The sequence below is a fragment of the Desulfovibrio intestinivivus genome (genome assembly GCF_053570665.1).
Map to the genome: position 1 here is coordinate 2,510,078 of NZ_JBRBQT010000001.1, position 12,387 is coordinate 2,522,464.

A 12,387-nucleotide genomic window follows, 5' to 3' on the forward strand; every position below is an offset into this window, starting at 1 on the left:
TTTTAGCCCTTGGTACCGAACGGGAATATTTCGTTTCTTCTTACTTAACAAAAAGCGGCGCATTCAGCGCTGCTAAATGAAGGGGGGGTAAATGAATTACCTGAACTGGATACCTGTTGTTATAGCTGTGCTTCAAGCAATTAAAGACAATTGGGATGACTAGCCTGTACTCGGGTAGCAAATAGGAGCAAGAAAATGAGCAGCAAATGGGCATTTATAGGCGGCATACTGACAGGGATCGCAGGAGTATTCACAGCGGCTGCGGTTTCGGTGGAATTGGAAAATCGAAAAGACAGCAGATGCAATGCGGAAGAGGAACTGAAAAGGCTGGCCTTGCCTGAAAGCGAAGGCAGGTAAAAAAGTTGATCACTGGGCAAGGATGCAGGCTATTCCTGCATCCTTGCCCAGTGATGCCATTTCCTGAATGAAGCGAAGAGAATATCGATTCTTTCATTTCGATTTCTCGAAAGAAATTTTTGAGATAAGTTCCTCGTAAATTTGTTTTATTGAAAACTTATCTCCATATTGCCTGCCGGCCAAATTTTGTATTTCATGCCCAAATACCTGTCGAAACATGTCAGTATGCATGTTTCTGACTTTGAAAAAATTTGAAAAAGAGTGTCTGAGTGAATGAAAGCTTTTTCCATCAACAATATTTTTTTCTTTCAGAAGTAAACCAAATGCTTTTCCTACTTGCTTTCCATATTTAGGTGATTTTTCAGTTTTATTTAATAATGGAAATAGTCTGATCTGATTGCTTTTTATCATTACATTCCTGTATGATATCAATCCTAATTTTATCAGATGCTCATGTATTGGTATCTTTCGTTTTGCATTTTTCGTTTTTAAGATTTTATCGCATAAACCGTCAGTGCTGTCTTCTCGAATATCAATCAAAAATATGCCATCTTCTTCATAGATATCCTCGCAGTGAAGCTGACATATTTCTTCAAGCCGCATCCCAGTATAGAGGGCAATCAAAGGAACCCAATAATAGGCTGGATTCTTGAAAGCACTAGGTTTATAGCCAGCGCAAAAGAATATCCGTTTTATATCATCATCAGTGAGTGGGAGTCTCTTTTCTATGTCCTGCTGTGTATCTTTAAGTCCAAGTCCTTGCGCAGGATTACGCTCAATCAAATTCTCACGCATAGCCCAAGTAAACATTCCTGAAACAGCTTCAACAATTACATTGATGCTTTTTATACTCAATGGAGTTTTATTTTTGTATTTTTCAATGAACTCTTTTATGGAAAGCCCAGATTTATCTAATTGTTCTCGCCATCGCGGAGGAAGTTTTTGAAGTGTATCTCTAAAACTACGCATATCCTGTCTGGTAATAGAATTTATTGGTTTGTTCCCAATGATTCTTAAGAGACTTGTAACTCTGTTTTTATGATCTGCAAGAGAACGTTCTGCCCATGCGCCGTCTTTAACTTTTATAACGCAATAGCGATCTATGAGTTCATCAAGATTTAGATACTTTTCTTCTGCTGGGCTTAGAGATTGTTGATATGGAGTATATTCTGCTTGGTGGTAGGGTTGTTCATAAGAAAAATCTCCTCGTAGTCTTGCTGCCCTAATTTTTTGAAGGCTGATTTGCATGGCCAGATAACTTCTGGTGAGTCCATCTACATTGTCGCGGGAAATTTCTGAGATATCAAATACACCGTTCTTAACAAGGTCAAAGACACAACGTTGAACATCGTTATCGAAATTATTTCCAGTGTTGAGATTGTTAAGGTGCATTGATGCTATGTTATCGTTGATATGTGCAATATCAACATTTTCAATGTTACATTCGTCATCTTCAGTCTGGATTATATCCGGTGGAGTAGGCGATACAGCCTCATCGTCAATCTGATACTTTAAATATCCGTTCAATCGTTTGCGAATATCAGAAGGGCTCAATTCTCGTTTGTCTGGAGCATCAAGGATTTTATTCAGCTCATCCTGAAGGAATCTACGAAGCTCCTTAATTCGCTTCATGTTTTCAGCAAAATCAGTATGTCCGCTCATCGTCCAATGCTCCAAGGATTCTTTGGTCAAGGCGTGTAGCTGCGCAGCTATGCGTGATGCCTGAAATTGATAGGCCGTACGCAGGCTGATCCGGATTTCCTTCGCGGGGCAGCCTAGCGTGTGCTGCTTGGGAAGCTTATAGCGATAGTAAAAGATCCTTCCTTTTAGGTAAAGGAAGGCAGGAAGCTTGGCAGGGGAGAGGTGATTATCGGGGGCATACTTGCACATAGTCGTAACTCCTGTGACCCAGTGAGTGCCCCAAAAGGGCATCTGCAAAGGGGAATGGGGTCACCAACTACGGAAAGCTTATCAAACGATAGAAAAAGAAAAAGGAATTGAGCTTGTTAGCTCAATTCCTAAATTCGTGGTGCCGAGGGCGGGACTCGAACCCGCACGAGAATCCTCACTACCCCCTCAAGATAGCGTGTCTACCAGTTCCACCACCTCGGCGCGAGAAGATGTACTACGGCAAACTGAAATACTTGGCAAGCTTTTTTTTCAAAAATTTATCAAGACTTGCGCTTGAAGGTTGATACAGGTAGATTTTTTCGTTCATGAGAGGTGAGTATGGACGAGATAGTACAAAAGTTTTTGCGCGGCACAGGGCCTGTGCTGTGCGTGGATATAGGCAGCGGCACGCAGGATGCCCTTTTGGCCCGCCCAGGCCTTGAGTGCGAGAACTGGCCGCGCTTTGTTTTGCCAGCCCCAGCGCGGCTCGTTGCGCAGCGCATCCGCGAGCTGACCCTGCTCAAGCGTAATATATGGCTTTACGGCGCCAACATGGGGGGCGGCTTTACTCAGGCCATCAAGGAACATTTGGCGGCGGGTCTTTCTGTCAGTGCAACCGCAGCGGCCACGCGCGGTATTCATGATAATGAAGAAGTCGTGCGCAAAATCGGCGTGGAAGTGCGTTCCAATTGCCCCGAGGGCAGTGTGCCGGTTTTTCTCACCGATTATTCGCCGGAATTCTGGGGCGGGCTGCTGCGCCATGCAGGGCTGCCCCTGCCGCATCTGGTGCTGACCGCTGCGCAGGATCACGGTTTTCATACCCACGGCAACCGTCAGGCGCGCATGCGCGCATGGACGGAACTGCTGGGCGCATCTTCTGATCCCAGGCACTGGATATACGAAACGCCGCCGCCTTCGCTGACGCGCCTTGTGCCTTTGCACGATAAAACAGGCGGCCCGGTTGCGGACACCGGGGCCAGTGCGCTACTAGGCGCATTGTGCGACAAGGAAGTGATGGACCGCAGCTATCGGCAGGGCATCACGGTCATCAACGTGGGCAACGGGCATACCGTGGCTGCGCTGGTATATAAGGGACAGGTGCGCGGAATTTACGAGCATCACACCGGCATGCGCACTCTGGAGCAACTGCTGGGTGATCTTGAACAGTTCCGCAAGCACTGGCTGCCCACAGAAGAGGTGCAGGCCTCCGGCGGGCACGGCACGGCTTTTGGCCCGTATTGCGAAGAAGCCGGCGGCTATGAGCCAACCTACATCACCGGGCCAAAGCGCGCTCTGCTGCAAGGGCAGGGGCGTTTTCTGGCCCCGCACGGCGATATGATGATCGCCGGATGTTTCGGCCTTATCTGGGGATGGGCGCACACCCGGGCTGGAGAGTAGCTTTTTGTTCCCGTCACGGCGGGTGGATACGCATTACAAGCTGGCGCGCCTCGGGGGCGTTGCGGCATGAAGCTGAGGAGGCGGCATGGAATTCTTTGATGAGGCGGAGTGTTGGAGCAGGGATCAGATTGAGCAGACCCAGCTTTCCCGGCTGAGAAGCACAGTGGCCCAGACGCGCAAGTGCGATTTTTACCGTCAGCGCCTGGACGAAGCGGGCGTTGGCCCGGATTCCATCCGCAGCCTGGATGATCTGCGGCGCATCCCCTTTACCACCAAGCAGGATCTGCGCTCCCAGTACCCCACAGGGCTTTTGTGCGTGCCGCAGTCCGAGATCGTGCGCATGCACTGCTCCAGCGGTACCACCGGTTCGCCCGTGGCCATCTGCCACACGCAGAACGACATCAATTCCTGGGCCGACCTTATGGCGCGCAGCATCCACATGGTTGGCGTGCGCCGGGACGATGTTTTCCAGAACATGTCCGGCTACGGGCTGTTCACGGGCGGCCTTGGCATCCATTTTGGCGCGGAGCGTCTGGGCTGCATGACCATCCCCGCCGGGGCTGGCAACTCGCGCCGCCAGATCAAGCTCGCCAAGGATTTCCGCACTACGGTGGCCCACATTCTGCCCTCATACGCACTCATTCTGGGTGAACACCTGCGCAATATGGGTGAAGACCCGCGCCAGTTCCCCTTGCGCATAGCCCTTGTGGGTGCGGAGCCGTATACCGAAGAATTCCGCCGCCGCATCGAAGATCTTTTTGACATGAAGGCCTACAACTCCTACGGATTGTCTGAAATGAACGGCCCCGGCGTGGGCTTTGAGTGCCTGCATCAGGCGGGAATGCACCTGTGGGAAGATGCCTATATCCCTGAAATCGTTGATCCTGAAACTGGCGAACCCATGCCCGAGGGCGAAGTGGGCGAACTTGTCATGACCTGCCTGTGCCGCCAGGGCATGCCCATCCTGCGTTACCGCACCCGCGACCTTACGCGCTTTTTGCCGGGCGAGTGCGCCTGTGGCCGCAAGCACCGCCGCATAGACCGCATCCTTGGCCGCGCGGACGACATGTTCATCATCAAGGGCGTCAACATCTACCCCATGCAGATTGAGCAGGTCATCATGACCTTTGCGGAAGTGGGTCAGAGCTACCTGATCTTGCTTGAGAACGATGGGCTTGGCGATGTGATGCGCGTGCAGATCGAAATCCGCGACGAGCATTTTGTGGAAGACATGCGCGTGCTGCAAAACCTGCAAAAGGCCATTGCCGCGCGCCTGCGCGATGAAATCCTCATTACGCCCAGGGTTGAACTTGTGGAAAGCAACAGCCTGCCGCGTACCGAGGGCAAGGCCGTGCGCTTGCAAGATATGCGCAACAAAAACTAACAGCGACCGGAGAGCCGCATGGATTTTCTGCCTTTTCCCCTGGCTTCATTGCTGGCCGGGGCATTCATAACGCTGCTGTGCTTTGTGCTGCTGCTCAACATTTTTGGGCTGCCCGCCAACTGGGTGCTGCTGGGGCTTGTGGCGTTGTGGAAGGTGGTGCATCCCGGCGCGACCTCCATGGATGTCTGGTTCTGGATCATGATGGTGGGCATGGCCCTTGTGGGCGAAGCCCTGGAAATGGGCATGCAGATACTCAAGGCCAAACGCTATGGCTCCAGTTCTTCCGGCACGTTTGCGGGGATGATTGGGGCCATAGCGGGGGCCATTCTGCTTGCGCCGCTCTTTTTTGGGCTTGGGGCGCTTATCGGCGCGCTGGCTGGGGCGTGGACAGGCTGTTTTGTTGTGGAGCACCTCAAGGGGCGCCCCCTGCGCGAAGCACTGGACGCGGCTTTTGGCGCCATGATGGGCCGATTCCTCGGCACTGTGTGCAAGTGCGGCGCAGGCGGGGCCATGCTGGCTCTGGCTGCCGGGCGTATCTGGCCCAAGCTGCCGCCCCAGATGCCGGCTTTTTCTCCCGAAGCTCCCACGCAGGTCTTGCTGACGCTGCTGCGGGGCCTGTGCTGAGGTTATGATGCTGCTGCAAGGTCTTGAAGTTGTATTGGTCAAAACGCGCTTTCCTGAAAATATTGGCATGGCTGCCCGCGCCTGCGTCAACATGGGCTGCCCAACCTTGCGCCTTGTTGATCCGGAACGGTGGGACAGGGAAAAGGCGCGCCCTTTGGCAACGCCAAAGGGGCAGGATATTCTGGATGCCGTGGAAGTGCATGAAGACGTGGCGCAGGCCGTAGCTCAAAGCGCACTGGTATTTGGCACCACCGCGCGCGTGGGCGGCTGGCGTCAGGCTTTGCTTTCGCCGGAGCAGGCCGCGCACGAGGCTGCGGCCGTGCTCGCCAAGGGCGAGAAGGTTTCTTTTGTTTTTGGCCCGGAAGACCGTGGCCTTAACAACGATGAGATCATGCATTGCCACCGCTTGGTAACCATCCCCACGGATCCGGCTGCCAGTTCGCTCAATCTTGCCCAGGCCGTGCTGCTGCTCAGTTACACCTGCGCCAATGCCGTGCGTGCCCTGCAACACGGCGAAAGGCAGATAGAAATGCCGCGCGGCGGTAAGGTGGCAACTGCGGCAGAGCAGGAGCGCTTGGTGGAATCGCTTAAGGATGTGTTACTGCGTCTTGATTATCTGCACGGTGACAACCGTGATTATTTTTTGATGCCCTGGCGCAGGCTTATTAGTCGGGCAGGACTATTACGGCACGAATATGATGCCCTCATGGGACTGTGCCGTCAGGTGCGTAACAAACTGCCAGATTAATTTTTTTTATGCAGGCTTTTCAAAAGCCCGTTCTTGCTCTCCATGCATGGTTCAATGCTGTGAGGACGCAGGAACGGGTTTTTTCTATTGGGTGCAATGCTGACTTGCAATTTTTTTTCTTTTTTCTTCGACACTGGGCAGCGCCCGCTAATGACTCAAAAAGTCTGACTAGTTGAAAAAAAATTCACAATCATTGAGGCGAGGGGTTAGTTCTAACACTCCAGATTTAAACGCGATTTTTTTTCTACGCAACAAGCAAACAAGTTGAACCCATTGACCATACTCAAGTATCTGATACTCTAAACGTATATTTTGTGTTATCTGTTTTGTTGTAGGAGAAATCGTTTTTTCGTAACTATCTTGATCTGTGGCCTATTAATTTTTTTAACCATGCCGTTAAGGAGAGTGAAGATCACTTAGTCTTAAATAAAGCTGGCCGTAAGCCCCGTGCAGAGTTTTTGCACTCCGAGGGTGAGCGCTGGCGGCTGGTCTGCACCGGCCACATGGCGTTATGATACGGTAAATTTGTGGTGGACGTTTCTGGCAAGGAGAATGGCATGCGTTGGACTATTGCGCACACATATGTCGGATCGCTATTCGGCGCGCTGATTACATGCTGTGGCGTTGTGCTTTTTGTCTCAATCTACTTCATGAAAGTTCCGATCGAAGACGAACTGAACAAGGGCATCGTAAGGATGCAGCAGGTCATCAGTTCTGCCAATGAAACCACAGCTCAAAAGTTTTTGCAAAGTGCTGATCTTATTGCAGAGGATGATGACTTTGCCAGGGCTGTCGCTGAAAAAAACACTGATGCGGCGGTCAAGCTTGGCTCAGTCCTGATGAAAAAGGCCGGTTCGGATTTTATGACCATCACCGATGAAAAGGGGATAGTCATAGGCCGCGGGCATTCCAAAAAGCACGGCGACAGCGTTACCAATCAGGAAACCGTGGTTATTGCCCTCACGGGCAAGCCCGCTGTGGCCGTGGTGGCTGGCACGGAGGTGCCGTTCACAATACGCGCAAGTTTTCCCGTAATGCACGATGGCAAGCTTGTGGGCAGCGTATCTATTGGTACCTCGCTTGTTACGCCCGCCTATCTTGACTGGCTCAAAAAGCTTTCTGGCGTCAACGTCACCATTTTTAAGGGTGATATGCGCGTAATGACAACCATCATGCAGGATGGCAAGCGCGCCATTGGCACCAAACTGCAATCGCCTGAAATTCTCAAGGCAGTGCTTGAGCGTGGCGAAACGGTTTACTCACATAATAATATTCTTGGTATTGACTACAATTCTGCCTACTGGCCAGTCAAAGATGCCAATGGCAAAATCGTGGGTATGTGGTTTGTGGGTATGCCTATTGATGAATTACAGCGTCTGGAACGCGTGGCCATAAGCAATTCCATATGGATTGGGGTGGGCCTGCTGGTCTTTCAGCTGATTCTTTCGTTTGTTCTCGGCCTCAAGATCAGTGCCCCCATTCGCAAAATAACCGCCTATGCGCAGGCTGTTGCCGACGGCAATAACGAGGCGCAGCTTGACGTATACAGCCGTGACGACATGGGACAACTGGCTGATTCCTTGCGCACGATGGAAGATAATCTGCGCAAGCTGGTGCGCGATGCCAGCGAAAAGGCCGAGGAAGCTCACAGAATGGGCGATGAAGCCAGGGTCGCCATGGAAGAGGCCCGTGTGGCACAGGGACAGGCGGAGCAGGCCAAGCGCGAGGGCATGATCAGCGCTGCTGCCCAGATAGAAGAGGTGGTGGGGCAGCTGAACGCCTCCATCAATGATATTTCCGAGCAGGTGGAAAACACCAGCGGTGCTCTTGACCATGCCGCAAGCCGATTGGCCGAAACCGCAACCGCCATGGAAGAAATGAATTCCACGGTGCTTGAAGTCGCCAAAAATGCCGGCGGGGCGTCTGATATCTCCAACGCTGCCAAGCGTAAGGCAGAGGTCGGTTCTGAGATTGTGTCCAGAGCCGTGGTGGGTATTCAGGAAGTGCAGCGGCAATCGCAGGCCCTCAGGGACGGCATGACCCAGCTGGACGACCACGCCAAGGCCATCAGCCAGATCATGGGCGTCATTTCAGATATCGCGGATCAAACCAACCTGCTGGCCCTGAACGCGGCTATTGAAGCCGCCCGTGCGGGCGATGCCGGGCGCGGATTTGCCGTGGTGGCTGACGAAGTGCGCAAGCTGGCGGAAAAGACCATGTCCTCCACCACCGATGTGGGCAACGCCATTGCTGCCATCCAGCAAAGCGCCGGACAGAGTATTCAGCAGGTGGAAAAGGCCGTTGGCAACATTTCTGAAGCTACGGAGTATTCCAACAAGTCTGGCGAAGCCCTGAAAGAAATCGTTGGCATGGTGGATCAGACAGCCGATGAAGTGCGGGCCATTGCCGCCGCAAGCGAGCAACAGTCTGCCACCAGCGAAGAAATCAACAGGTCTGTTGCTGATGTTAACCACATTGCGGCAAGCACTTCGCAATCCATGCAGGTCGCCATGAAGGAACTGGAATCCCTGCGTGCCCTGGCCCGCAGCCTTATGGATCTTATAGAACATATGAAGAAGGGCTAAGGCCCAGCGGCTTGCTCCCATAACGAATAAAGGCTCTGTTCCTTCGGGAACAGAGCCTTTGCTTTTTGAGGTAGGCGTTCTCCGCGCAGTTCGGGCTGTCAGGGCAGGAGGGATTACAGCGCATATCGCCTCCTCCCGGTTCCCATGAGATATTCCCGTTAACTTGCTCCTGCCTAGGTCTATCGGCGCAGAATTGTTTTCAATGTTTCAGCTTCTGCCCCGCTGCAGCTTTTAAGAAACTGCTCAAGGCGGGCTTGCACGGCAGGGTGCCTTGGGGCGAGGTCGTACAGTGAGGCCGCCGCCGCGGCGCTGCCGGAAAATGTGTCGTCATTGCGCAATCCCTCTGAATTCAGCTTGGCGTAGCGCAGGGCAGCGCGGATAATGGCATCCAGAAATTCATTGCTGCCAGAGGCCATAAAGGCCGCCCAATACATCTGTAATACGGATTTTTCCGAATAGATGTCCCAGTTGGTCAGCGGGGCGGGGCTGTGCCGAATCTGCTGGAGCAGCAGCTTTTCCTCCGGCTGCAGCAGTGTGGCAAGCAGCTCTTCTTCATCAGGCAATTGCGCAAGATGGGCCATCCAGGCCAGAGTGCGCCGCCCATCGCGGCTCAGACCGGGCTGGGGGGGCAACAGGCGTTGCCGGGCAGACGGATCATCGCGCAACACCTGCGCCAGAAAGGTTGCCAGCATGATCTGTTTGAGGCTGTCTTTCAGCACCCCTTGCCCGTCAAACGTGCGCAGAATGCCTGGCAGCGTCTCGATGCGGCGGTGCTGGTAATAATATTCCAGGTCGTTGGCATAAAAGGACAATCCCTTGGAAATGGCAAGCGCATTGCAAGGGCGCGGCCATGCCGCGGGCAACAGACAGGCAAGGGTTGCCGCAATAAGCAGAAAAACCGCAAAGCGGGCAGGGGGAGTAGCAATTTTCATGGGTGGGTGTGGGTTAATCAAAGTCGGCAAGCAGGGCATCCAGCCCCAGCACATTGGGTGAACTTTCGCGCAGGCGGTTCAGCAGGCGCACGCGGGCTTCCAGCAGGTGGGGTGAGGACACGCCGTTGCGGATGGAACTGTGCGCCTCCAGAAAAGCCGCCAGATTGTCGCAAACCTTAACAAGTTGGCCGTCCTTGGGATCCAGATCGTCCCGGTTGCATGTGGCAAGAGCCTGAAAGCTCTCAACTGCCCGAACTGTGCCATTTTCACACACGCATTCCTGAAATTCGGAGCCGACCGCCGCGCCAAGGTAGTATTCAATGCGCTCCACCAGGGAGGTGAAGCCCTCCGCGCGCAAGGGGCCATACACGCGGCGCTCCAGCTCTTTATCCTCGTATTCCTTGATAATCTTTGGCAAGTCTGAAATGGACTGCTTGACCGGCGAGATAATGTCGCGGGTGAGCACTTCCGGCAGGTCGTGGAACAATCCGCAGAAAAAGTTGTTGTTGGCGCGCGCTGGGCAGGCATCAACGGCAAGGCTGAAACAGTAGGCGTAGCTGGCCACAATAAACATATGGCCGAGAACAGACGTGGCCGGAATGCGCGGGGCCTGCGTCCACCGCACCTGAAAGCGCAGCTGCCCGCACAGGTTGGCAAGGCGCGAGAGGGCCGTGCCCTGGCTGCGCATGGAGGCAAGGCCGCGCAAGTCCGTGAACGTATCCAGCCGATCGGGAAACGACTGGCCTATGTCACCCATTTCATCATCAAACGGCGCGTTAAGCGGCTCTATGAGCCTGAATTCCCACTGCGAGGCAAAGAGGTGGGCAGCAGTAAGAATGCGGCGCGCAAGCGTGTCGTCATCAGGGCTGGTGTGCCACTGGCGCATGCGTTCCCAAAAGGGGCCAAGAGGCGCAAGCGAAGGCTCAAGCATGTCGAGCACGTGCTCGGTCAACTGGCGGAACTGCTCGGGGTTTTCCTTGATTCTGTAGTAGATGGGCGGCTTGATGTCGGTGATGATGAGCCGGTAGAAATAATCAAACAGCCCGCCCTCAATGATTTCTGTTGCAAGCGCCGTGCGTTCCGGGGCTGTCATGTGGCGGGAGTTTTCGTGCCAGAGCACGCAGGCCAGGAGCATTTTGTGGGCCTGCTTGTCAATTTCAAGCAGTTCCACTGGCCGCAGCTTGTCATTCCAGCGTAACAGATACGCGCCGGAAAAAATAAGCTGTAGAAGATTCTTGCGAATTACAGGCATGAAAAGCCCCCCCAAAAAAAATGGCTACGCAAAAAACCGTTTGCACTATAGGGCGGAGTGGAGTAAAGCTCAAGAGCTTCAACGCTGTTGCCGGGAAAAAGCCGCATATGCCAAGGGCATGTGGGGTGCATCCCGATTGAGATGAGCAGTTGCGTATACAACTCGCGAATCCTGGTGACGCGGTGTATCGCCAAAGTGGTCATTTTTTCGCCCCTGATGAAGGCGATCGCTTGACAGCTATTGGCGTTTATAGTATTGAGGCTGCCTTTACTGCGATATTGTCGTCATCCCGTTCGACGGCACATCGCGCAATGGATCTTTTTGCTGCCGTTATGGCCGCTGATATTTGCAGATGTGAGGAGTCACTCCGATGAAGACGTTCAGCCCCACCCCCAAAGACATCAACCGTGAATGGTTCGTGGTTGACGCTCAGGATCAGGTGCTCGGTCGTCTGGCCAGCCAGATAGCCCACCGCCTGCGCGGCAAACATAAGCCCGAATTCGCTCCCCATATGGATAACGGTGACTTTATCGTGGTTGTTAACTGCGAAAAGATTAAAGTTACCGGTAAAAAGATGACTGACAAAAAGTACTACCGGCACTCTGGCTGGGTGGGCGGCCTCAAAACCACCCAACTCGGCGACATGCTGGCCGACAAGCCCGCCCGCGTGCTGACCACTGCGGTGAGAGGCATGCTGCCCAAGAATCGTCTGGGGCGCGCCATGCTGAAGAAACTGAAGATTTACGCCGGGACCGAACATCCGCATACGGCCCAGAATCCCCAGCCGCTGACGCTGCCGCATTAAGGAGTAAAGAGCCATGAGCGAGAAATTTGAATACGGCACTGGCCGCCGCAAGACCGCTACGGCCCGTACCCGCGTCTACGCCGGTTCCGGCGGCATCACGGTAAACGGCCGCAACTTTGAGGATTATTTTCCTCGCAAGACCCTGCAGATGATCATCCGTCAGCCCCTGGTTCTTGCCAAGCTGTCCGACAAGTTTGACATCCGCGTGAACGTTGCCGGTGGCGGCGTTACCGGTCAGGCCGAAGCCGTGCGCCACGGTATTTCCCGTGCGCTGCTTCTGATTGATCCGGCCCTGCGCCCCATGCTCAAGAAAGCTGGCTTCCTTACCCGCGATGCCCGCAAAAAAGAACGTAAAAAGTACGGCCTGCGCGCTGCCCGCGCCCGGTACCAGTACTCCAAGCGTTAATATGCC

11 protein-coding genes and 1 tRNA gene are annotated in these 12,387 nt (G+C 53.6%); 8 read left to right on the top strand and 4 right to left on the bottom strand.

What is annotated here, in order from left to right; genetic code table 11:
- Positions 1–195: 195 nt before the first annotated feature.
- On the top strand, positions 196–357 hold the full coding sequence (locus tag ACUZ9P_RS10795; RefSeq protein ID WP_449249716.1) for a hypothetical protein: 162 nt from the start codon (positions 196–198) through the stop codon (positions 355–357).
- Positions 358–450: 93 nt separating this feature from the next.
- Here ACUZ9P_RS10795 and ACUZ9P_RS10800 read toward each other — a convergent pair whose 3' ends face one another.
- Together ACUZ9P_RS10800 and ACUZ9P_RS10805 are read right to left on the bottom strand one after the other, a co-directional pair.
- Complete coding sequence (locus ACUZ9P_RS10800) at positions 451–2,247, bottom strand: tyrosine-type recombinase/integrase (protein WP_449249717.1); 1,797 nt, start codon at positions 2,245–2,247, stop codon at positions 451–453.
- A gap of 137 nt (positions 2,248–2,384) precedes the next feature.
- Positions 2,385–2,469: transfer RNA gene (locus ACUZ9P_RS10805), tRNA-Leu, on the bottom strand.
- A gap of 117 nt (positions 2,470–2,586) precedes the next feature.
- Between ACUZ9P_RS10805 and ACUZ9P_RS10810 the strand changes: the two genes are divergently transcribed.
- The 5 genes from ACUZ9P_RS10810 to ACUZ9P_RS10830 all read left to right on the top strand — a co-directional run bounded on the left by ACUZ9P_RS10810 (position 2,587) and on the right by ACUZ9P_RS10830 (position 8,986).
- Positions 2,587–3,645, top strand: a complete 1,059-nt coding sequence (locus tag ACUZ9P_RS10810) for a DUF1786 family protein (protein WP_449249718.1) — start codon at positions 2,587–2,589, stop codon at positions 3,643–3,645.
- An 85-nt stretch (positions 3,646–3,730) separates the two neighbouring features.
- Positions 3,731–5,029, top strand: a complete 1,299-nt coding sequence (locus tag ACUZ9P_RS10815) for a phenylacetate--CoA ligase family protein (protein WP_240825551.1) — start codon at positions 3,731–3,733, stop codon at positions 5,027–5,029.
- Between the two features lie 18 nt (positions 5,030–5,047).
- A complete protein-coding gene (locus ACUZ9P_RS10820) occupies positions 5,048–5,653 on the top strand; it encodes a DUF456 domain-containing protein (RefSeq protein ID WP_298997170.1) in 606 nt (201 codons plus the stop codon).
- A gap of 7 nt (positions 5,654–5,660) precedes the next feature.
- The gene (locus ACUZ9P_RS10825; RefSeq protein ID WP_449249719.1) at positions 5,661–6,401 is read left to right on the top strand and encodes an RNA methyltransferase; all 741 of its coding nucleotides are present in this window, start codon (positions 5,661–5,663) and stop codon (positions 6,399–6,401) included.
- A 557-nt stretch (positions 6,402–6,958) separates the two neighbouring features.
- Complete coding sequence (locus tag ACUZ9P_RS10830; protein WP_449249720.1) at positions 6,959–8,986, top strand: methyl-accepting chemotaxis protein; 2,028 nt, start codon at positions 6,959–6,961, stop codon at positions 8,984–8,986.
- Positions 8,987–9,165: 179 nt separating this feature from the next.
- Here ACUZ9P_RS10830 and ACUZ9P_RS10835 read toward each other — a convergent pair whose 3' ends face one another.
- Entirely contained in the window at positions 9,166–9,918 is a 753-nt protein-coding gene (locus ACUZ9P_RS10835) for a translation initiation factor 2 (RefSeq protein WP_449249721.1), read from the bottom strand.
- 13 nt (positions 9,919–9,931) lie between these two features.
- Complete coding sequence (locus tag ACUZ9P_RS10840) at positions 9,932–11,170, bottom strand: HD domain-containing protein (protein ID WP_449249722.1); 1,239 nt, start codon at positions 11,168–11,170, stop codon at positions 9,932–9,934.
- A 370-nt stretch (positions 11,171–11,540) separates the two neighbouring features.
- Here ACUZ9P_RS10840 and rplM point away from each other — a divergent pair, with 370 nt between their 5' ends.
- Together rplM and rpsI are read left to right on the top strand one after the other, a co-directional pair.
- Positions 11,541–11,975 (top strand): 50S ribosomal protein L13, encoded by a 435-nt coding sequence (gene rplM / locus ACUZ9P_RS10845; protein WP_022658653.1) that lies wholly within the window; start codon positions 11,541–11,543, stop codon positions 11,973–11,975.
- Positions 11,976–11,988: 13 nt separating this feature from the next.
- The gene (gene rpsI / locus ACUZ9P_RS10850; protein WP_022658654.1) at positions 11,989–12,381 is read left to right on the top strand and encodes a 30S ribosomal protein S9; all 393 of its coding nucleotides are present in this window, start codon (positions 11,989–11,991) and stop codon (positions 12,379–12,381) included.
- The last annotated feature ends 6 nt before the right edge of the window (positions 12,382–12,387 follow it).